General features: G+C 47.4%; 18 protein-coding genes. 12 read left to right on the forward strand and 6 right to left on the reverse strand.

All coding sequences use genetic code 11. From position 1 onward, the window contains the following. Positions 1–29: 29 nt before the first annotated feature. Both BVG16_RS05225 and BVG16_RS05230 read right to left on the reverse strand, forming a co-directional pair. Entirely contained in the window at positions 30–1202 is a 1173-nt protein-coding gene (locus BVG16_RS05225) for a pectinacetylesterase family protein (protein ID WP_233146893.1), read from the reverse strand. A 66-nt stretch (positions 1203–1268) separates the two neighbouring features. Further along, complete coding sequence (locus BVG16_RS05230) at positions 1269–1517, reverse strand: MmyB family transcriptional regulator (protein WP_269845575.1); 249 nt, start codon at positions 1515–1517, stop codon at positions 1269–1271. 231 nt (positions 1518–1748) lie between these two features. Between BVG16_RS05230 and BVG16_RS05235 the strand changes: the two genes are divergently transcribed. Continuing rightward, complete coding sequence (locus BVG16_RS05235; protein ID WP_078497496.1) at positions 1749–2111, forward strand: MFS transporter; 363 nt, start codon at positions 1749–1751, stop codon at positions 2109–2111. Between the two features lie 399 nt (positions 2112–2510). Here the strand turns inward: BVG16_RS05235 and BVG16_RS05240 are convergent, their stop codons facing one another. Both BVG16_RS05240 and BVG16_RS05245 read right to left on the reverse strand, forming a co-directional pair. Then, positions 2511–3806 (reverse strand): aminotransferase class I/II-fold pyridoxal phosphate-dependent enzyme, encoded by a 1296-nt coding sequence (locus BVG16_RS05240; protein WP_078497497.1) that lies wholly within the window; start codon positions 3804–3806, stop codon positions 2511–2513. Positions 3807–3895: 89 nt separating this feature from the next. Further along, on the reverse strand, positions 3896–4510 hold the full coding sequence (locus tag BVG16_RS05245) for a pyridoxamine 5'-phosphate oxidase family protein (protein WP_078497498.1): 615 nt from the start codon (positions 4508–4510) through the stop codon (positions 3896–3898). Positions 4511–4647: 137 nt separating this feature from the next. On the opposite strand from BVG16_RS05245, the gene pdxR reads away from it, so the two are divergent. The 4 genes from pdxR to BVG16_RS33260 all read left to right on the forward strand — a co-directional run bounded on the left by pdxR (position 4648) and on the right by BVG16_RS33260 (position 8206). After that, entirely contained in the window at positions 4648–6189 is a 1542-nt protein-coding gene (pdxR, locus tag BVG16_RS05250; RefSeq protein ID WP_078497499.1) for a MocR-like pyridoxine biosynthesis transcription factor PdxR, read from the forward strand. Next, positions 6182–6967, forward strand: coding sequence for a helix-turn-helix domain-containing protein (locus BVG16_RS05255; protein ID WP_078497500.1), 786 nt, complete (start codon positions 6182–6184; stop codon positions 6965–6967). The genes pdxR and BVG16_RS05255 overlap by 8 nt, the downstream gene beginning before the upstream one ends. 425 nt (positions 6968–7392) lie before the next feature. Next, positions 7393–7674 (forward strand): CD3324 family protein, encoded by a 282-nt coding sequence (locus BVG16_RS05260; protein ID WP_078497501.1) that lies wholly within the window; start codon positions 7393–7395, stop codon positions 7672–7674. A gap of 448 nt (positions 7675–8122) precedes the next feature. After that, a complete protein-coding gene (locus tag BVG16_RS33260) occupies positions 8123–8206 on the forward strand; it encodes a putative holin-like toxin (protein WP_269845582.1) in 84 nt (27 codons plus the stop codon). A gap of 241 nt (positions 8207–8447) precedes the next feature. Here BVG16_RS33260 and asd read toward each other — a convergent pair whose 3' ends face one another. Both asd and BVG16_RS05270 read right to left on the reverse strand, forming a co-directional pair. Continuing rightward, the gene (gene asd, locus BVG16_RS05265) at positions 8448–9239 is read right to left on the reverse strand and encodes an archaetidylserine decarboxylase (RefSeq protein WP_078497502.1); all 792 of its coding nucleotides are present in this window, start codon (positions 9237–9239) and stop codon (positions 8448–8450) included. Positions 9240–9362: 123 nt separating this feature from the next. After that, entirely contained in the window at positions 9363–10472 is a 1110-nt protein-coding gene (locus BVG16_RS05270; RefSeq protein WP_158081621.1) for a YheC/YheD family endospore coat-associated protein, read from the reverse strand. A 195-nt stretch (positions 10473–10667) separates the two neighbouring features. Here BVG16_RS05270 and BVG16_RS05275 point away from each other — a divergent pair, with 195 nt between their 5' ends. The 7 genes from BVG16_RS05275 to BVG16_RS05305 all read left to right on the forward strand — a co-directional run bounded on the left by BVG16_RS05275 (position 10668) and on the right by BVG16_RS05305 (position 21127). After that, positions 10668–11831 (forward strand): glycosyltransferase family 4 protein, encoded by a 1164-nt coding sequence (locus BVG16_RS05275; protein ID WP_078497504.1) that lies wholly within the window; start codon positions 10668–10670, stop codon positions 11829–11831. 122 nt (positions 11832–11953) lie between these two features. Continuing rightward, a complete protein-coding gene (locus BVG16_RS05280; protein ID WP_078497505.1) occupies positions 11954–16546 on the forward strand; it encodes a WIAG-tail domain in 4593 nt (1530 codons plus the stop codon). A 239-nt stretch (positions 16547–16785) separates the two neighbouring features. Further along, complete coding sequence (locus BVG16_RS05285; protein WP_078497506.1) at positions 16786–17574, forward strand: glycosyltransferase family 2 protein; 789 nt, start codon at positions 16786–16788, stop codon at positions 17572–17574. After that, complete coding sequence (locus tag BVG16_RS05290; RefSeq protein ID WP_233146894.1) at positions 17571–18461, forward strand: glycosyltransferase family 2 protein; 891 nt, start codon at positions 17571–17573, stop codon at positions 18459–18461. The genes BVG16_RS05285 and BVG16_RS05290 overlap by 4 nt, the downstream gene beginning before the upstream one ends. Continuing rightward, entirely contained in the window at positions 18458–19195 is a 738-nt protein-coding gene (locus tag BVG16_RS05295; RefSeq protein WP_078497507.1) for a glycosyltransferase family 2 protein, read from the forward strand. Before BVG16_RS05290 ends, BVG16_RS05295 begins: the two co-directional genes overlap by 4 nt. Positions 19196–19227: 32 nt before the next feature. After that, positions 19228–19959 (forward strand): sugar phosphate nucleotidyltransferase, encoded by a 732-nt coding sequence (locus BVG16_RS05300; RefSeq protein WP_078497508.1) that lies wholly within the window; start codon positions 19228–19230, stop codon positions 19957–19959. A 46-nt stretch (positions 19960–20005) separates the two neighbouring features. Beyond that, entirely contained in the window at positions 20006–21127 is a 1122-nt protein-coding gene (locus tag BVG16_RS05305; protein ID WP_078497509.1) for a GT-D fold domain-containing protein, read from the forward strand. The last annotated feature ends 6 nt before the right edge of the window (positions 21128–21133 follow it).

Consider the following 21133-nt stretch of genomic DNA (forward strand, 5'->3'; position numbering starts at 1 on the left):
TTGGAATTCTAATTGTACTGAATGTACTCTTACTTCTCAAGGAACTTGCTGCCTACCGAATAACGCTTTTGATGGTTGACCGCATCACCCAGCCATTTCAGCAGTTTTACTCCATCCTGTTCTGCTTGAAAAAATGTCTCTCGTGTTGCAAACGTGTGCGGGGTGGTGCCCTTCTCAGCATTCAGTCCATAGTCAGTCAAAAAATAATAATAATTCGGTAACGCAGCGTCCAAAGAACGTACGGATGCCCGCATTTGCTGTGACCATTTATTGATCATCTTCTGGTCCTGTGGCCCTTTATAATCGTTAATGTTATTCTGAAAGTGGATCAGGACCTCGTCAAATAAGGAGTAGGATTGCAATAGTACGGCATTGGGCGGCAGGAGATATCCGTTGGCTTTAAAGGCTGCCCCGATGATATCCGCTTCAGCGGGATACCCGAATGTCTTGGTAAAATCAGCATGCCACTCCTGATCCACAACCTTCGGCCATTTGTCCGATTTCAGAAAAGAGCTGTCAGAATATTGATAAATCTCCGAATCCTTATAGTGGCTGGCAATCTCCTCTGCCCAGAAGGCGGAGCCGAACCCGCCGGCACTTTCACCTGCAATGAGCAGTTTGTCGGGCTTATCCGCATTCGCATAAATCCAGTCGAGGCTGCTCCGCACGTTATTGCTGCCGTTATAGCGCATAGTGAAGAGGGTGCCGTCTTCCTTCTTATATTCCGCATTGTGCTTGCCGATATGGAAATCACCGGTCGAATAGGGCAAATATACAACATTCCAGCCGTAGAAGGGGTTGTCAGGGTTATCCGTATCCATCATGCCCCTCAGCAAGGACAACATATAGAAGGGGATATTGGGAAAATAATTACCTGTATCGCCGCCCTTAATGAAATTCATGATCTTGATCGGATGCTCGGCGCTTCGGGCATCCCAACTGGCCCCGCCCCCGGAAAAGAAGATGATCCAGTTATTATTTTCCCCTTTTTTATTCCATAGAAAATACTCGGAACCATCACTGGAGATGACATTTCCGTCCAGCTTGACTTTATTCCACTTGTAAGGCTTCACTTCTGCCAGTTCGGAGGTCGTGGTCGCCGGTCTCTTGATTACAAAGGCACTCATCGCAAGAACAGCAATCAAAACAAGACTCAACAATCCAATTCCTGTAAACATCGTGATTTTCCCAAGTCTTCTCATATCCATCTCTCCCTTAATGGGAGTATACGTCAAGTTAACTCATTGCACAATGTGTATACCTTAATGTTATTGAATATAGTGACCTGTCCCGATAAGGCTGGACGAATCTAGGAGTTGCTTCACTTTCTGCTCGGTGCCTGTTCCTGTTAGCGGTGTATTGATATACATTTTGAGGTTGACGTTCTCTGAAAGCAGGAAGGTTGTGTGTTCAATATCCAATTGTCCTGCCACCGGGTGGTTCAGGGACTTGTAGATATCACGATCCCTGCCAATCTCGTGCATTGGCCACCACAAATCGAATTGCGCGGAGAACATGAAGCGAAGGAGGTTGCGCTGAGCGGCCTCAACGTTACTGAAATCACAATAACAAGCGCAGCGGCTTGGTACCAGTATAAATACACTCCTGCACCTAGTATAAACCTGGCAGTAATATAATCTATAGCCCGTTCAAAAACAAAGAAGACTCTTGAGATGAACACTGACCAAAGAACGGAACGATGGTGGGCATAATTATAGATAAAGAGCTTCGGGGAGAGAAAAGAAATCATGACATCTACGGGCAAAAGCTCTGATTCCCGCCTTCCAGGCGGTTTATTGTTTCTGTTTGCTATTGCGTCAGCAGTATATGTAGCCAATCTTTACTATAATCAGCCGTTACTGATTCAAATGCAGACTGATTTTGCGGCAACCTCCAATTCCGTAGGCTATGTGGCTACACTCACCCAATTGGGCTATGCGCTGGGGCTGTTCCTGTTTGTTCCGCTCGGGGATATGCTGAACCGCCGCAAGCTGATCTACAGCCAAGCGGATGCGGATCACGGCGGCAATGGGTATGTGCCTCTAAGCCTGCAATATCGAACCTACACCGCTGCGAATGCGCGTAAAGTAAGCTTAGCTGGGGATGTATGATTTTGCTTACGGTCTGAATTGGCAAGATCTCATTGAAGATGAGCGGACGAAGAAATATAAAAAATCGAGATAAGCAATAAGACCGCAGGCTTACGATGGATCGTAAAGCTGCGGTCTTATTTTATTACAAAAACTACCTTGAAACGCGGTCGCTCATCTCCGAAAGGCCTCGATAGAGGTTTCCTCACAAGTACATCGCTATATTGGATAAATCCACTAACTTTAGAGTTTTTGGCTTGATTTCATGAGTTATATTGGATGAATCCAATATAGATAAGCATAAATCGTCTATAGCTCCCATTTAGCGGAGGCTATACTGTAATGATCCAATATAGGCGAACAATAAAGGTCCAACACGTCTGGTATATTGTATAAATCCAACATAGCAAGTCGAGCCCATTACCCCTGCAAATCCAATACCCCTTGGTAGATGGTATCGAACAATTCTTGGAGGTAAGGTTCTTCGATGCAAGAGAATGCGACGCGAAGATCCGTATCGCCAAGCGCGATCGTACCGATTTCGTATTTATTCAATAAATGTACACGCAGGGTGTCTGCATCAACCGTTTTAAGCTTGAGACACATGAAGTATCCCGAGTTGAACGGATAGTAATCCCATACATCATTGTATTTACCGCTGTCGAGAATGTCTTTAACCGAATTCGCACGGCCTTTCATGATATGGAACTTCTCCATTTTTTGCGTATCGAATTCCGGAGCATTCAAAGCTTGAAGGACGAAGGTCTGGGATGGATGCGAGCAGCTGGAAATCGTGGCACGGATGATTCCAAGCGTTTTTTGCTCCAATGCAGCAAGTACATCGGCAGATTCTGCTGCGAATGTCACAAAACCTACGCGGAAGCCCCATACATACTCTTCTTTGGTCGCGCCGTCGACTTTGACCGGAAGGATATTCGCGTGCAGGCCGGCTAATTTTCCGAAAAGGGATTCGTGTAAGGAATCTTCGAAGAAAAGTCCGAAATAGGCGTCATCTGTCACAACAACAAGTTGGATACCCGCTTCAGCACCTTCGAGCAAGGCCGAGATAATCCGATCGCCGTCTTCTCTGCTTGGCGTGTAACCTGTTGGGTTGTTCGGGAAATTCAATACGACGATGGCTTTACCTTTGTCTTTCTGTGCGAGAATCGACTCACGAAGACCTTCGCTGTTGAACTGAAAGTCTTCGGTGTATAGCGGGAAATTCACGATGTCAGCGCCGCGGCGAATGCCGAACGTTAACTCGTAGTTCTCCCAGTTTTTATCGGGATAGATAACCGCATCACCCGCATCGGCGAACAAATCCGCTATGATACTGAGTCCATGGGTTAACGCGTTCGTCACAATCGGATTTCCGTAGGATTTACCTTCCAAAGACGGATTTTCCTGCAGCATTTTTTTGCGCCATGCGGTACGAAGCTCTGGCTTCCCTGCAGGAGGGGCATAGGGGTACAAGTCTTTCGGCTGGTAGGCCGACAAGGTATCTTGAATGACCTTGAGATGCATCGGTCCCTTGCCTTCGGTTGCAATCCCGATCGTTGCATTATATTTTTTCGCTTTACTCGCGGCTTCAGCAGATTGGCTTAGAATGCCTTCCTTTGGAAAATAGATTTGTTTTCCTAAAGTCGATAACATCGCGTAAATTGGTTGACTTTCACGTTGAAGCGTTTCGTTCAGTTGCTGGGCAAGTGGATTCATTTCGGTCATCCTTCCAGAATGAGTTTGTAAACATACGGTACATATTATACCATTTGGGAGGAAACCCGTCACTTGAATATGTGGAAATTTCACCGATGGTGCGGACAATATTTTTTCATCATCTCGATCGTCTCTTCATCATACAGGGCTTGCCGTTCAGACAGTCCCGCGACGATCTGATCCCGTTTGGATTCCGAAGCATTCTGACCGAACTTGAATTTCGCGCTCATTGATTCGACTTGGATTCGAACCATGGCAACGCCGTTGATTTGCCGTAAGTATCCAGGGTCCTCGAGATTGAATGGCTCGTACCCGCCTTCAGGCTGGAGTTTCTGCATGAACGCCGTAAAGACGCGGGCTTTCAAGGATGGGTCATCGACTAAATGGGCGGTTCCTTTCAGAAGCACGGACTTGAAGAAGGCTGTCGCCGGACACGCATAGGTAGGATCCGTAAAATAGGATGGAATAAGCGCAAATTCTTTGGCAACCGAAAACGTTACGCGTGTATCGTGCTTCATTTGTTTCATTTTGTCTCCGATTTTGCTGCCATGGAAATAGATATCTCCTTCATGATACACAAAATTAAGCGGCGTAATATGCGGCCAGCCGTCCTCAGACAACGTACCTAAAAACCCAAAGGTCATTTCTGCTAAAAATAATTCAATTTCTTGCTGCTCCTCGATGGAAAATTCTTTTCTGCGCATGGGTTTCTCCTCCAAATGACATTTACTTTTGTATTAGAATAGTTGTTTTATTGACAATAAAAAAGAACCAATTTACATTAATTTTAGTGGACCATTAACGAGGGGGACCTGATCGGCAACCTTAAGGGGGTTATGTTATGGATTTTCTGGTGCCGTTTGACTCCTATTTGAAGGAGTACCGGTACAAATATTTGGCGTTATTTCACGCCTTGCGATCGGCGATCGTCGCTGGGAATATCCCGAACGGTACGAAGCTGCCGTCTAGCCGTGAAATGTCAGGGATGTATCAATTGTCTCGGGGATCGGTGAACCAGGTGTACGACATGCTGCTTGCTGAAGGGTATGTGACGGCGGCGGTAGGCCGCGGAACGTATGTCAATTATGAAGCACCAGATAGATTAGAACATGATATTCCTGTTACGGAACAGATTCGATTATCGGATTGGGGGGAACGCATCTCCTGCGAGGGAGCGTATCGAACGGACGCACTGCTTGCGCATGAGGCGACGGCCACATCTGTCATCAATCTGGAGATGGGACAACCGGTACAGGAAGGCTTTCCAGTAGAGGCATGGTGTCATGCCATGTATCAGGAAGTTCGCCAGCTTGAAGCGCTGCGGCAGGATTCAGAACCGATTCATCCCGCAGGGTATGAACCTCTCCGTGAAGCCATTGCGCTGCATCTTCGGCGAATGCGCGGCATTCAGGCAAGGGGTGAACAGGTGTTCATCTTCAATGGATCGATGCAAGCGATCGCCCTGCTGATGCAGTTACTCGTGAATCCTGGCGATGGTGTTGTCGTTGAAAGTCCTGGGTATGGAGGCATTCAACGGGCCATCGAAGCGGCAGGAGGCATCTTGATTGCGAATGCTGTGGATGAACAAGGGATCATCGTGCGAGAATGGACAGAGAAGCTGTTATTCGTTACACCCAGCCGTCAGTTTCCAACAGGAGCCGTGCTCAGCCTGGAGCGTCGACAACAACTTCTAGCTTGGGCTGCCCGTCACAAGGCGATCATTATCGAAGATGATTATGACAGTGAAATCCGCTATGGCGGGAGACCCATCGAACCTTTGAAGACCCTGGACCAAGAGGATCGTGTCGTCTATATTGGAACCTTCTCGAAAACCATGTACAATGGACTACGTATAGGTTATGCTGTCTTGCCTACAAGCTTAATCAAACCGATGGAACGTGCGAAGCAGCTGTATGAACCGAGTCCGACCTCGGTCCTAGAACAACGCGCATTAGCAGCATTTATCCAAAATGGGCATTATGAACGGCATCTGCGTAGACTGCGGCGGATTTATAGCAAAAAGTATGCCTATTTTTATCGAATGATGCAGGAACATGTCGGACATTTGTTTAATATCATTTCTTGTGATGCGGGGATGCATATCTACGCCATCTGGAACGGAGACCCTGAAGCGTATGAGGCTTTTCGGCTCAGTGCAGCCAAGGAGGGTGTTCGGTGGTCGGATGGCCGGCGGTTTCATCTGCTATCGAATGCACCGGCGACGGCATGTTTTGGATTTGCACATCTACAAGAAGAAGATCTTCTCCGGGGGGTTCTGCGCATGAAGACAGCATGGGAGAAGACAAAATATGTAAGAGAGCCCGGAAGCATCATAAAAGACCAGAAGCTTTCGCAGATCAGTAGGAGGGAATCCGATGATTGAGGTATCACCGTCATCATTTGTACTAAAATCAGCATTTGCCAAAATTGTATGTGAACCGAACTGGAAATGGGCTCCGCGGGAGAAGCCACTCGCTAATTTTGATTTGTTTTATGTATGGAGCGGTGAAGGGGAGCTTATTCTGAATGACGAACCATACGCCATTGGGAAAGGGAGCTGCTTCTTATTCCGTCCCGGTGACCATACAAGCGCAACGCATAATCCACAGAAACCGCTTGTATTGACATATATTCATTTTGATATTGAAGGATCGATCGGGCAGATTCCAGAGCGCTACCGCGTGATTGAAGATACGTTGGATTTCGAATATTTGTTATCCCGCTACGTGAGATTATTCCTCGTCAAGACGTTCGCAGCGGATGTGGAAGCCCAGTTGATGCTGAAGCAAATGATGATTCATCTATTGCGGGAAGATTTGGACGAGCCGGTGGAGCGGAAAGTAAGCAATCAGATCACCGAAGTCATCCACGAAATTGCGAACTATATCCGTCAGAATCCAAGCGTTGCACATCGCGTTGAGGATTTGGCGAAGCGTGCACAGCTGTCCCCGCGCTATTTCTCGATCAAATTTAAAGAATTAATCGGCAGCTCGGTGCAATCGTATATTATCCGTACTCGGATTGAACGGGCAGAACATCTCCTACATCATGCGGGAATGAACGTCACAGAGGTAGCGGATGCCCTTGGGTATCGTGATATCTTCTTCTTCAGCAGACAATTCAAACAATATACCGGCAAAAGTCCGTCGGAAATTCGTTAGTTGGTTATGGTGAGAAAAACCTTATCGAAGTACATTCGAAGATGGGCGGCCGCGTTTAGAGGTAGTTTTTATCGCCAAATAGAATTTTTTTAGTTTCGATACATCGAAACTTTTATAAAATTCTATTGTGGTAAAAAACAGTTAAGATTGTTTTATCTCTTGCGGCTGTAGCTTATGTATGGCTTAATATAGATGTCGGGCCGACGAAATGATTGGAAAGGAGGCTGAACGAATTGATTCAGAAACATGAGGTGGTATTCGCGTAAGCGGATACTCATTAACAGGGGAGCCCTGAAAACGGGCTCTCCCCATGATCGTTTTAGCTATAATTTCAATGATGAAAGGAGGAGGGTGAGCCATGTTCAACACGATTGCGATGAAAGCCAACGATTGCTTAACAATATTTTTGATTGAGGAGGGCATCGATGCGGCATTACAAAAACGGAAGGGATGTGCTTCCCCCCGAGCTGCTGCAGCAGATACAACAATATATCGATGGAGATCTGCTATACATTCCTAAGCAAGGTGAGCAAAGAGCCCGCTGGGGAGAACTAAGCGGTTCCAAAGCGCGAATTGAGCGCCGCAATGAGGAGATGTACGAAGCTTATTGCAAAGGCCGATCCATACAAGAGCTTGAACGGATATATTTTCTTTCCGGGGAGAGCGTTCGAAAAATCATCGGTAAATTAACCCGTGTCGGGAGTTAAAGGCGTAGAACGCCTTTAGTTTCCAGCCGATAACAGATAAAAGGGGCTGCAATCTATATGAGGCAGCCCTGTTTTGCATTTTCAGGAACCATAAAATCAGTGCGGTTCAGATGGCGATGCATGTAATACAGGATTCGCGTATTTTCTTGCACAAGGTCACAACGTGAATGAAGCCGTCGAATCAGCCGTGAAGGTATCCGCTTGGCCGTGACGAAGTGTGGTGCTCAGGACAGGGTACCGACCAAGTAGGAATACGATGGGTTTCAAAAAAGCCATTATGTATTACATTCGTCATCTATGTCAGAAAAGTGATAGGTAAAAAGGAGGATTTCAAAGAAAGCGTGTTCTCTAATTGGTTAATTATGGTATAATTAGAATACAATAGGTTTCGCACTCAGGGGCGGTAGCTGCATCTCCATTGAGGTCGTAAGACGGGGGAGGTGTTATCATGGAAGTGAAGGATGCTTTAACGCTGATGCTCTCATTCGGCTTATTTCTCATCACTTTACTTTCCTACTTGAAAAAGAAGTAGACCTCCCTTGAGTCTTAGCGGATGAAGGAGGTCTATCACGTAATTTATGCAGCCGACCGCGCCTTGAGGGGCGATCTATTGTCAGGACCGCTGGTGCTACCCACACTCGCGGTCTTTCTGCATGATTATTCAATTGAATGTTTGTTTCAGAACAGGTGCTTTACTCACAATATCGATTTTAACATGAATTCCATTATTTTGAAAAGGGAGAAACGCACATTTGCCTTCACTAAAAATTTCTTTATAATTGCGAATGTAATGTGCCTAAAGCTTCACCCATTTTGACTTTGGAGCCGAGTCCCAGATCGCTGCGCGGTGTGAACGTACCATTCTCCGTTAAGAGCACGACCGTAGAGCCGAATTCAAAATAAGCGAGATCTTGCCCCTTTTCCCAGCTCTTTGCCACAGGTTTGACATATTGGATACTGCTCACATTCATCGCGCCGACTTTGACGACGGCGACTTCGCCGTACTGGTGGCGAATATAAGTAATAAGGCGTTCGTTGCGACTAAGCACGCGCTTCATATGGTTCAACCCAAAATCGTTCACAGGATAAACTTTGCCGAGCACATGTTCTGATTCGACGAATTGGCCTGCAACAGGCGTATGTATGCGATGATAATCGGTCGGACTCAAATAAAGGACGAAATAAGTTCCGTGCTTATATGTATCCACATACGGCGAGCGGTTAAGCAGCTCTTCAAGGGTATAATCCTGTCCCTTTACATTCAGGATCAATCCGTCTTCAATGGAGCCCATGCCTGTAATTAATGCATCAACGGGGCTAACCAACGTATCTGGATTTGGATCAATGGGGCGCAGCCCAGGTTTTAACCGTCTTGTGAAAAATTGATTTAGTGTTCGATACTCCTGTAATTCCTTCTCCGCATCGTCGATACGAATGCCATAGATTTTGGCGAATCGCGGTATTAGATGCCTGCTTGCGCTAGAATGCGCGAACTTCCCTGTTAGCTGCGAGATCCATTTGCGAGAAGATAGCTCGGTCATGTATCGCAGCAATGTCTTGGCCATGTAACTCACCCATCCTTCTTCCAGTTATATTGCCATATTCTTGAGGGTAAAGCAATGAGCAAAATAGACACCCACAAGGGCATGGGCGTCTTTCGTCCATGTCTTCGTAGGTGCCATAGGCTTTTACGTATCGCCACTTTTACTGCTCTCTGTCTCCTGTAACAAATAGCTCGCAAACCCGATTGGGTTGCGAAACGTCGCTTTCCAGGTATCGAGCAATCCAGCTTCGCGGAAGCTGTAGCGAGCGTCACGCCCGTTGCATTCAATGAATTGAGGGAAACCGTCTTCGGTAATTCCGATGTCGAGCCCGATATCTGCGACATAAGGAAGCTCGACTTGGAGACGTGATGCAATTTGAAGGGTAAGATGGTGCACGCGTTGTATAAGTGTGTGATGCGAGACATGGGGGAGTGCGCTAGAAAGTACCTTTTGCATCGTGTAGCTGTGCCCGCCCCGGGCTAAGTTCGTGACGAATTTCTGACCCGCAGCGACGCGGGCAATGATCCCGGTAACCTGCCAACGCCCGGTTTCATTTCGCTGCACGGATACGCGAAGGTCAAAAGGGCGATTTTGATATTTGGCGAGCGGAATATACTCCTGCACGAGATAGGTTTCTTTGGCCGTTAGTGTCTTGACCGCAGCAGGGAGGATACCTGTTTTCATCGGCTTCGTTCGATAGCCGCCTTTGCTTTTTTTGCTAGGATAAGTAATGAACCAATCGCCATTGACGAACTGAAGCTTCATTAAGCCTCTTCCGAGACTGCTGCTATTGGGTTTCAAAATAAGTCTGTCATATTTGTTCATCATCATTCGCAAATGCGGAGAGGTGAGTGCCATGGTCTCTGGTAAATGCGGAAGGAGATGTGGATCGGCTTGGAGCAGTTGATGAATATAGAGCTTTCCGTAACGCGTGACTTGATTAAAAATATGAATTCCGCTTTTCGTGAGTTTTTGAATTTGTTGATTGGCGCTCGCGTTGAAGTACATTGCACGATTGTGGATGACTTTTGGGGTAGGAATGCTTTTTTTCATATAGCCGTATTTGGTTTTGACATAAGCCATCGTGAACGGATGGTTGGCTTGAATATCTTTCAGCTGTAGGAAGCATGGGGTAACACCAAATTCTTGGCCAGCTTCTTCATAAGCGGATAAGGATTCGCGCTGGGTTCTCCCTAAGGGGATGCCTCGGTATGTGCTGGCGTTTAAAAGGATACCCACATAGGCGTTATCCATGAGCTGATCTCCTCCTGTTCCTTCTTTGACACGTTGCATAGAATGCTTGTGTACTAGTTTATGAGATATGCGTGGCTCCCGAAAAGGCGGTTGAAGGCGGTAATTCGACCATTTTTATGGAAATGATGAGCGCATGCGGACAACGGTGTATATGCTGTGGTAAAGCTTCTAATCTCGAAGAGGAGGCGTACCACAATGTTAAGGATAGCCGTTGTTACGCCAGGATCCTTTCCTATTCCTTCCGTGCGCAGCAGTTCGGTAGAACGGGTGGTGGAGCATGTTGTCCCGCTTGTTTCTGATCGGCTTTCATGTGTTATTTTCGGGCGCGCGTCCAAACGAGTCTCCCACACGGGAGACGTTCACGGTGTACCGTGTTATCGAGTGCCTTATAAGAATGGTAGACAATATATTGAGCAAGTTGGCAAGCAGCTCCTGAGGCTAAAGCCGGATCTCATTCAAGTCGAAAATCGGCCGCGTTATGTCCTTGCTTTGAAGAAAAGAATGCCGAAGACACCGGTGTGGCTCTATTTGCACTCCGTAAGTTTTATTACCAAGCCTTCCATTTCACCGAGGAAGCTTCTGCAATGCTGTCATCAGGCAGATCGAATCATTGTGAACAGCCACTTCCTAAAAGAATATCTGGTGCAGCGATATGCGGAGCTGGAGAAGAAGATATATGTTAATCATCTTGGTGTTGATCTGTCGCAATTTGCATCAAGATGGGAGGCGGAGGAGCTGTATCTGCGAGAGAAATGGCTTAAGCAACATGGATTGACAGGGCGGAAGGTCATGATGTTCGTCGGGAGGTTAAAGGAACAGAAAGGCGTGCATCATCTATTACGCGCGATGCGATCTATTTTGGCGAAGGAGCCTTCGGCGATGTTGGTCATTGTTGGCGGGGCTTATTATGGCTCACACCGGAAAACGACCTACGTCCGTCAACTTGAGCGGCTGGCGAAACGGTTCGCACAGCATGTACGATTTGTCCCGTATATCCCTTATCATGAGATCGCCTCTTGGTATCGGATTGCCGATGTTATTGTCGTACCCTCAGTTCGGAATGAAGCTTTTGGGCTTGTGAATGTGGAAGCGATGGCAGCGGGGATTCCTGTCGTTGCGACACGTTCTGGAGGCATGCGTGAGATTGTGGAACATGGGGTAACGGGATTTTTGGTCGATCCACGACATCTCGCGAAGGAATTGGAACGGTATATCACCGTACTTCTTGGCAATCCATTGCTGCAAGAACAAATGGGGAGGCTCGGAAGACAGCGCGTGTTGGAACACTTCACCTGGCAGCATATGGCTGACCGCTGGGTAGATATGATTCGTTTTGGGATGGAGCCCCATCGATATTGAAACGCCTGCGGATGAAACACCGGGATTTTCCGGTGTTTTTCTTTTTTCCACGTAGGCGAGTGACAGGGTTCTAGTCAAATGCATATGATGCAAATGACGATGATGCAGGAAGGAGAGAGCCCATGAAAAAAACGAAGAAAACGGCGAAGACGACCAAGTCGAAAAAGCCGCTTTATTACGTGGATAACCCGAACTCTCGCGAATTAAGTTGGTTGGGAAGAGTGAAGAAACAGCAAGACTCCATCAATACAAACCGTGCAGAAAAGGAACTATCGATCAATGCGATGACTCCACTTCCGATTCGGGCTGATGAGGAAAGTGAAGTACAGGCCGTGGAGACGTTGTCGACACAGCCTAAGATGCAGGAACAGTCAAAAGAAGTGATTCAACCAGAAGCGATGGTTGATGGAAAAGAAGGTGTGGATCAATTGGATCCATCCCAAGTCCAATTACGTTCCGCAGGTGTTCAGTCCAAGACGAAGAGTTCTGTAAGAAGTACGTCGATTGCAGACGGCGAGCAACAGCGCATATCTGGGAGGCCGCAAGCTAAACCGAGGCTCGAACAGGAACATCGGATGCCGGAACAGACGAACGGGGATGGATTACAGCGGCAGCCCGCCGCTTCGCAGTCCGAGATCCCTCCGGTTCCACCTATCCCTCAAGCAGGAGATACCTCAGCCCCTATTATATCCGTGGACCAAGAAATGATGGCGCCGACGCGGCAAGAGCCCCCGCTGATAACCTCACTACCAACAACAGAATCTCAAACAGCAGATGAATCAGGCGAAGAGAAGAACAGCATATCGCGCTTATTTTCCCCTTTTTATCGGAATAAGGGCGTTGTTCATACCGATGATCTTGTTGACGGGTCTGTCACGAATGAAAAAATTGCCCCTTATGCCATTGACGGGTCTAGGCTGCAGAATGAAAGCGTTGGTCCCGATACCTTAGAAGATTACGCCGTTCACAGCATCAAAATCGCGGATGGCGCAGTCACAGGGTCCAAGATTGCTCCGGAATCCATCTCGGGAGAGCACATTGTTCGCCAGTCCATAACGAGTGGGAAAATCCGAGATCGCTCGATCACGGGCGATAAGATTAAAGACGGCAGCATCACGTCCGAGAAATTAGCGGATAAAACAATTGATTCGAACAAAATTGCAGAAGGTTCCATTCAATCGAAACACTTAGCATCCATGATTGTTTCCGGCGAACTCCTTCAGAATCAGTCGATTACGTCTGAGAAAATTCGCAGCGGAGCCGTCCATTCCGAAAATTTGGCCAATGATGCCGTGGATACCTCGAAGATCAGCGATGGTGCCGTAACGTCGGTGAAAATACAGGACGATGCCATCACGGAGGGGAAAATTCACACCGGCAGTATCGGAAGCCATCATATAAAAGAAGAATCCGTCTTGGGACGTCACTTAGGAATCAAATCCATTCATCGCGAGCATATCAATGACGGACAGATTGAATCCCGACATATCCTTGCCAATACCATTGATGCGTTTCATCTGAAGAAAGGGTCCATCACCTCTCCCTTATTGGATGCCCGAACTGTCGCAAGCTTTCATATCCAAGATGAAGCCGTCAAGCAGGACCACATCGGAGAGAACGAGGTACAGACGTGGCACTTAGCGGATCAGAGTATTGTCACGGCGAAGTTAGCGGATCAGTCTGTTGGAACAGTGAAAATCGTGGATCACTCGGTGACGACCTCCAAAATTGCCGACCAAAGCATTGTCCCACAGAAACTAACGGATGAAGTCATTCAAACGCGTCATATGTCCAAAGGAGCCGTGAATTCCGAGAAGATCTCTGCTCTTTCGATCGGTTCGATGCATATTAAGGAAGAGGTGGTGGGGTCAGAGCATCTGCAAGAGTTCGCCGTTCTAGAGCAGCACCTTCATAGCGGCTCCGTTACTTCGGATAAGATCAGTTATTACGCGGTTCAATCAGAACATATTGATCAGAACGCGATCGGAACGCATCATGTATCCAATCTTGCCATCACCGCGGATAAGTTGGCTTCACATAGTGTATTAACGGATAAAATAGCGGATCATTCAATCACGGAGCCCAAACTGGCTTCGCAAAGCGTGACATCGGATATTCTCGCGGATGAGTCCATACAATCCTTTCATATTACGGAGAATGCCGTAACGTCGCTTCATCTCAGCAATGATTCTGTTCAGTCCCATCATATTGAACCAGGTGCGGTGGGGACGCATCATATGCAACCCTTATCGATCGGTCAACCCATTCTCAAAAGCGAGGCCGTGACAAGCGAGAAAATTGCGCCCGGTGCCGTCCGGGATCGGCATATCGGTTCGGGTGTCATCTATTCCCATCATCTGGCGGATCATATCGTTACTTCATTAAAAATTTCACCGGAGAGCGTGTCGACGGATAAGCTGAACGATCTGGCGGTGACCACGGCCAAATTGGCTAATTTAAGCGTCACTTCCGAGAAGCTTGGGAACGAAGTTGTGAAGGCAGAACATATCGCGAACGAGGCGATCGTGTCTGAGCATCTTGCAGAGCAATCGGTAGCTTCGTTTCACTTGCAAGAGGATGCCGTAGGTTCACGGCATGTGCAGCGCGATGCACTCCATTCGGAGCATATCCAGGAGAACGCCATTACCACGGATAAGTTATCGCAAGGCAGCGTGACAAGCGGGAAAATCGCGCCATGGGCTGTGAAGAGCGAGCATATTTCCCCCAATCTCATCCAAGGGGAACATATCGTATCGCATGCCATTCGTACAGAGCATCTGCAAGATCAAAGCGTAACTTCCGATAAAATAGCGGACCGCAGCATTACGAGTGAAAAGTTGGATTTAGAAAGTATCTCCGAAGGGCATTTAGCAGGCATGATTATCTCGGAATTAAAGATCCAGTCGGACGCGATTGCTCCTCGCCATGTGCAAGGGCAGGCCATTCAAACGTATCATCTTGCGGAACAGGCTGTTGCTGAACGTCATATCCAACCGCAAAGTATTGCAACGGATATGCTGCAGGATCAGATCGTAACCGCAGAGAAGCTCGGCGTGAATGCCGTGACAGGGAAGCATATCGGTCTTGAAGTCATTGCGAGTAAACATTTGCGCGTCGAAGCGGTGCAGGGATATCATCTGAAAAAAGGCAGCATAGGCGTGTCGCATTTGGCGCAAGACGTACTCGACGCCGAGTGGATTCCAGACCAAAGCATTGTAGGCGATAAGCTCAAGCCGAATAGCATTGAGAACAGCCATCTTGCCCCAGATGTGATATCCGAGAGTCAGTTACAGTCGCACGCTGTAACGGCAGACAAATTAGCAGAGGATGCGGTTCAAACTCGGCATATTCAGACCGAAAGCATCGGCAGTCAACATTTGCAGCCGAACCTGATTCAATCGAATCATCTGCAATATGGCAGCGTCTTTGGTGAGCATCTCGCAGAATCGGTCATTGGCGCCGAACATATTCGTATGGATGTGATTCACGAAGAACATTTGATGACAGGTTCTGTAGGGTCAGTGCAGCTGCAGGCAGAAAGTGTTACGGAATCGAAGTTGTCAAAGGGCGCGGTTACTTCCTCCAAAATAGCTGCCGAGTCCGTTACCGCAGAACATCTGGCACGCGGCATTGTCAGTTCGGAACATATGAATCCATATAGTATCGGTTCTCTGCATTTGCAAGCGGAGTCTATCGGATCAAGCCATATCAAGAATGGAGCGATCTGCACCGAACATTTGTCAGAAGGGGTTATTCTTCCGCATCATCTGCGTGAGAAATTAATCGGCGAAGACCATATTCAGAATAATGCCATTCATACGAGCATGCTGCAGGACTTCAGCGTAACTAAGAATAAATTGTTAGATCGCGTCGTGACGAGCGAGAAGCTTGCACTTAAGACGGTTACGGCCGCCCATATTGCGGATGAAGCCGTTCAAACCGAACATTTAAGCGATCGCTTAATCGAAGGTCGACATATCGGCCAATTAGAAATAAACGGAGAGCATCTGCAGCCAATGAGTGTCTCTCAAATTCATCTGCAAGAAGGCATTATCCAAGGTGCGAATATTCATCAGCAAGCGATAGAATCTAAGCATTTAACCCCTAAGTTGATAAAATCGGAGCATATGAGCCCTTTGACCGTATCTTTTGAGCATCTGCAACCTGATGTGATTGATCATATTCAAGAGGCAGCCCTTAGCACACTTTGCTTGCGGGAAGGCAGTATTCAGAATGAATATTTAAGCGACGGAGCGGTAACCGCGAATAAAATCGCGGGACGTACCATTACTTCCTCGCATATGATTCCGGGCTCCATTCAATCCGAGCATATCGCGCCTCATGTGATTGCGGAGGAGCATATCGCTGATGGCGTGATTCAGGATCGCCATATCAAGGATGCTGCAGTGACACCGTCCAAACTAACCTTCCAACCGATTCAGACGGTTGCATCTGATTCTCCTACACTCCAGCAATTCGGCATGACGCCTTTCGCCATTCAGGTGGAAGTGGAACAATTCGAGGTCGTTATTCCTTTTGAGGAAGCCTTCGCAAATACAGATTATGTGGTAGTCGCTATGACAAATCATGCTGCTTGTTATGTAGCTGTGAAATCTAAAGACGAACAATTCGCAATCGTCGATGTCGTCTGCACCCGTTACACGACGGAGACAGAGGGTATTCTTTCTTGGATTGCCATAGGTACAAGAGCATAGCTATGAACCGGCGCGGGAGTGTTGATCTCGCGCTTTTTCTCATGCGATCCAAGCCGCTTAATCGCCGCAGCGCCGCATATTGCGTTCGCAGGATATCTTCTTCCTACTCTTTTATCATCTACGCATGAGTACATAAGCCGTTACGGAAAGGAATGTACAACATAAAATGACTTGTATGTAAGGCATGTAAAAGGGCTTATCACGATTGGCTCTGACTCTCTTGTGGAGGTGAATCGTCCATGATTGTCAAACGGACACGAAAGCGGAGTTCCCGTCGCACTGTCCCGAGGAACACCTCAACCACGCCCTATCTTTCCGTCATTATTCCGGTGATGAATGAACGTCGTACAATCGCAAAAGTCATTCGAGAAGCGAAGAAGGTACATCCGAATGCAGAGGTCATCGTGATCGTGAACGGTTCCAAGGACGGGACTGAGCGCATCGTCAGACAACAGCGGGTGAAGATGCTATCCTTCGATAAGCCGTTAGGTCATGATGTGGGACGCAGTGTAGGTGCGGAAATGGCACAGGGGCAGGTTTTATTGTTTATTGACGGAGATATGGTCATCTCCCATCGGCAATTGAGGCCATTCGTTCAAGCGGTGGCGAAGGGGATGGATGTGGCGTTAAATGACTACTCGGGCCCGACGCATAAGCGGCTCGTTCATGGGGTCGTATTATCTAAGTATGTACTGAACATTATGCTGTCTCGTTCGGATTTAAAAGGTTCGTCCATGACGGCTGTTCCTCATGCCATAAGTCGACGAGCCCTTGAAGTCATTCAAGCGCAGAACCTATCAATTCCCCCCTTAGCGCACGCCATGGCCATTGAAGGAGGCCTTCAAGTCGAGGCGGTGCATGCGGTGAATGTAGGGCGGATGAATCCGGTCCGAGTTCGCCAGCACAAGGATCCATTAGAGAAATTAATTATGGGGGATCATTTAGAGACGATCGATTGGCTGAGTCAGAAGCTTGGCGCTCGCGGTGGTTTCAGTGATTTCACTCGAAAACGGGAGATCGTGAGGTGAGACTTGTGAGACGGAGTAAACGGAGGGTCGCTTCAACATCAAAGCGAAAAGTGAAACCGAAGAAGCAACCTCTGCCTACCCGGTCCATTGCTGTAAAAACAACAAGCAATCCTTATCTATCGCTGCAATCCTCTACGCCATTACCATCGATTTCTGTCATTCTATCCGCTCAGAATGAGGAAGATTCGATCGGAGCCGTCCTATCAGAAGTATCTCGGCTGCCGATACAGGAAATCATTATTGTTCTCAATGGATGTACAGACGGCACTTACGGGATTGCAAGAACCTATCCTCTTGCCAAGATTATTCATTACCCTGATCCGATCGGGCATGATGTGGGTCGGGCCATTGGGGCAAAAATGGCATCCTCTGATATCTTGTTATTTGTGGACGCGGATATTCCGATTACAGCGCAAGATTTAATGCCCTTTGTTCAGGCGATTCATCAGGGGGTAGATGTCGCGCTTAACGACATTAATCCTTACTTATCTACGTTTGATCGCCGGGATGATCTGTCTCGCTGCAAGGAATTTTTGAACCGTAGTTTGGGAAGACGTGATTTAACGGTGAATTCGTTGACCGCGATTCCTCACGCGCTATCTCGTAAAGCTATGGAAACGATTGGGTATACGTACCTGATGGTTCCTCCTAAAGCGCAGGCCATTGCCATTCTCAAAGGATTAAGGGTAGAAGTCTGTACTTCCGTTAACGTGGTAGAACGGAATAAAATACGTAAAACCAATGTGGGACAGACGAATCCCGTTGCTGAGTTAATTATTGGCGACCATCTGGAAGCCATTCGTGAAGCGATGGATATCTGCGGCAGCCGATTGGCATTAACAGATAACCAGCGCAACCACATCGCTGCGAGGAGGAATCGCAGATGACCTTCACAAGCATTATTATTCCGACGTACAACGGCCTTCATTATTTACAATCCTGCGTGAACTCTATTCGCCAATATACGAATGTCCCTTATGAGCTTATCGTGGTGGACAATGCTTCGACAGACGGAACCGTGGAATATTGCCGAAGAGAGGCAATTACCTTCATTTCTTTGCCTACCAATGTCGGATTTCCAAAGGCGTGTAATGAGGGGCTTCGAGCCGCGAAGGGCGATCATCTTCTGCTCTTGAATAATGATGTAATTGTAACGCATCATTGGCTATCGAATATGACGAATGCTTTGAGTCAATTCAAGCATGTCGGAATTGTCGGACCGAAGACGAATTATGCGAGCGGTCGGCAAAAAGTAACCTATCCTTACGACAATTTCGATGAATTACATCGGCTGACGCAAGAAATCAATCAACAGAATGCATCCAAATGGAAGGACGTGGAGCGTCTCGTTGGCTTCTGCTTCTTATTTAAGCGTGAAGTCATGGAACGTATCGGTTATTTGGACGAACAATTTTCACCGGGGCATTATGAAGATGATGATTATTGTTATCGGGCCCGAATGCATGGTTATCATCTCCTCATCTGCGGAGACACATATGTGCATCATCACGGGGGTATCAGCTTTTTGAAACATGAGAGTACAGAACTAAACAAATTGATCGATCGTAACTATCACCTGTTTCGACAAAAATGGAATGTGGATCCTCACATCTTTATATAAAATCGATAAGCAACATGAAAGGGAGGATTTACGTGAAAGGTATCATTCTAGCTGGGGGGACAGGATCTCGTCTCTACCCGCTAACGAAATTGATGAATAAGCATCTGCTGCCCGTCGGAAGATTCCCGATGATCTGTTATGGAATTGAGCGGTTGCGTAAAGCAGGGATCCAAGATATTCTCCTCATCATTGGCAAGGGATCGGCAGGGTTATATACCAACTTCTTGGGAAGCGGTGAAGAGTGGGGCGTGAATATCTCCTACCGAATTCAAGAAAATGCCGGGGGGATTGCGCAGGCGCTGGGTTTGGCAAAAAGCTTCGTATCACCTCAAGATGAATTTGTCGTGCTCCTCGGAGATAACTTATTCCAAGATAATCTGACCCCCTATGTGAAGACGTTTCAACAACAGCCAACGGGGTCAGCACGCATTCTTTTGAAGCAAGTCAATGACCCAAGGCGTTATGGTGTACCCGTATTCAACGGTACCGATCCCAATCTTATTCATTATATTGAAGAGAAACCGAAAAACCCTCAATCGAACTATTGCGTTACGGGCATTTACATGTATGACTCGTATGTATTTGAAGCGATATCGCAAATCAAGCCATCCGCACGCGGTGAAATGGAAATAACCGATGTGAACAACATCTACGCAGCGATGGGATTATTGCAGTTCGATATTCTTCGGGGCTGGTGGACGGATGCAGGAACCTTTGAATCTCTGCATGAAGCAGGGATGAAACTTCGAGGCGTGAAGCCTTAGATCGCGAGATGAAATATGACTTGTCAAAAGAAAGCAAGGTGACGGTATGCTAGTGCTGTCCAAACGGAATCGCGTAAGCAAAACATTGCGAAATAAAGCGGGAAAACCAGGACAAAAAACAGCGAAAACCAAAAAAAAGCAAGGGAGCGCTTCTCGAAAAGCCTCGTTCAAGCCGCATGTGAAACGTCGCGGAAACGTGGCTTATTTGCCTACCAAACATCATAAAGCTCTGGATCGAAAACATAAATCCCATTCAGAAGAGCATGCGGATGCTGACGGAGCCGATTCAAAGCCAGCAGGAAGCGAGACGGAAGAGCACCACCGCCATAATTCGGCAGATGTTTCTGACGCAAGAACGTACGAACAAGGCTACCAAGTCGGATATTATGATGGCGGAGAAGGCCTTTTGGCACAAAGTATCCCCACCTTCAACGTTCTTCCAGACACGACCGTGCAGGAAGTGATCCAGTTAGGCATAGAGCAGGTTCGCCACCGGTTACATCCTTTGGTAGATCCGTTTACTATTTATCGTGAGATGCAGACGGCGATTATGCAGCGCCAACCGATGTCTCTGGTACGGTTAGGAGATGGCGAACTGCTTACCTTGGCGCATGATGTCATTCTCGACACAGAGCAGGCGAAGCAAGCGGGCCCGTTCTTACCTTATGCCGGCGTACAACTGCCTGATCCGCTGGCCCGTACATTACTGGCGGATTCGGTTAAACGCGCCACGATTGTAGGCATCCCGATTTCAAGAATGCCTAACTTTCAAGGACTCCTCTTTCCTTCCCTTCAAGCAAATGACATTCCTTATCAAAAAATACGCATGACGATATCAACCATTAACTATTTGTTCTATCAACTAGGATACTTAACGCTGCTGTTAGAAGGAAGACAAGTATTGCTTGTCGGTAATGAAGTGCCAGCACTCGCCCCAGTCCTCGCCTCTAGAGGCATACAAATTGTAGGCATCGTTTCTCCTGTGCAGGGGGTTCATGATGTGGATCGGGTCATGGGTGAAATCGCGAAGCATACGTTCGATATTGCGCTGGTTGCAGCAGGCATTCCGGCGGTGATGATCACGGAAAGAATCGCGACAGAGCTTGGTGGCGTTGCGATTGACTTTGGACATTTAGCGGACAAAATAGCAAAGGGTCAGCCGATTTAAGAGCTG

Origin of the sequence: Paenibacillus selenitireducens (assembly GCF_002021565.1) — a bacterium.
In the GTDB taxonomy this organism is placed as follows: domain Bacteria; phylum Bacillota; class Bacilli; order Paenibacillales; family Paenibacillaceae; genus Paenibacillus_K; species Paenibacillus_K selenitireducens.

What these genes read in the sequence shown, in the direction of transcription:
- BVG16_RS05245 (WP_078497498.1), bottom strand. Translation starts at nt 4,510, where the DNA reads ATGCGCAGAAAAGAATTTTCCATCGAGGAGCAGCAAGAAATTGAATTA.
- BVG16_RS05305 (WP_078497509.1), top strand. Translation starts at nt 20,006, where the DNA reads ATGCTAGTGCTGTCCAAACGGAATCGCGTAAGCAAAACATTGCGAAAT.
- pdxR (WP_078497499.1), top strand. Translation starts at nt 4,648, where the DNA reads ATGGATTTTCTGGTGCCGTTTGACTCCTATTTGAAGGAGTACCGGTAC.
- BVG16_RS33260 (WP_269845582.1), top strand. Translation starts at nt 8,123, where the DNA reads ATGGAAGTGAAGGATGCTTTAACGCTGATGCTCTCATTCGGCTTATTT.
- BVG16_RS05230 (WP_269845575.1), bottom strand. Translation starts at nt 1,517, where the DNA reads ATGTTCTCCGCGCAATTCGATTTGTGGTGGCCAATGCACGAGATTGGC.
- BVG16_RS05295 (WP_078497507.1), top strand. Translation starts at nt 18,458, where the DNA reads ATGACCTTCACAAGCATTATTATTCCGACGTACAACGGCCTTCATTAT.
- BVG16_RS05255 (WP_078497500.1), top strand. Translation starts at nt 6,182, where the DNA reads ATGATTGAGGTATCACCGTCATCATTTGTACTAAAATCAGCATTTGCC.
- BVG16_RS05285 (WP_078497506.1), top strand. Translation starts at nt 16,786, where the DNA reads ATGATTGTCAAACGGACACGAAAGCGGAGTTCCCGTCGCACTGTCCCG.
- BVG16_RS05280 (WP_078497505.1), top strand. Translation starts at nt 11,954, where the DNA reads ATGAAAAAAACGAAGAAAACGGCGAAGACGACCAAGTCGAAAAAGCCG.
- BVG16_RS05235 (WP_078497496.1), top strand. Translation starts at nt 1,749, where the DNA reads ATGACATCTACGGGCAAAAGCTCTGATTCCCGCCTTCCAGGCGGTTTA.
- asd (WP_078497502.1), bottom strand. Translation starts at nt 9,239, where the DNA reads ATGGCCAAGACATTGCTGCGATACATGACCGAGCTATCTTCTCGCAAA.
- BVG16_RS05260 (WP_078497501.1), top strand. Translation starts at nt 7,393, where the DNA reads ATGCGGCATTACAAAAACGGAAGGGATGTGCTTCCCCCCGAGCTGCTG.
- BVG16_RS05240 (WP_078497497.1), bottom strand. Translation starts at nt 3,806, where the DNA reads ATGAATCCACTTGCCCAGCAACTGAACGAAACGCTTCAACGTGAAAGT.
- BVG16_RS05275 (WP_078497504.1), top strand. Translation starts at nt 10,668, where the DNA reads ATGTTAAGGATAGCCGTTGTTACGCCAGGATCCTTTCCTATTCCTTCC.
- BVG16_RS05270 (WP_158081621.1), bottom strand. Translation starts at nt 10,472, where the DNA reads ATGGATAACGCCTATGTGGGTATCCTTTTAAACGCCAGCACATACCGA.
- BVG16_RS05225 (WP_233146893.1), bottom strand. Translation starts at nt 1,202, where the DNA reads ATGAGAAGACTTGGGAAAATCACGATGTTTACAGGAATTGGATTGTTG.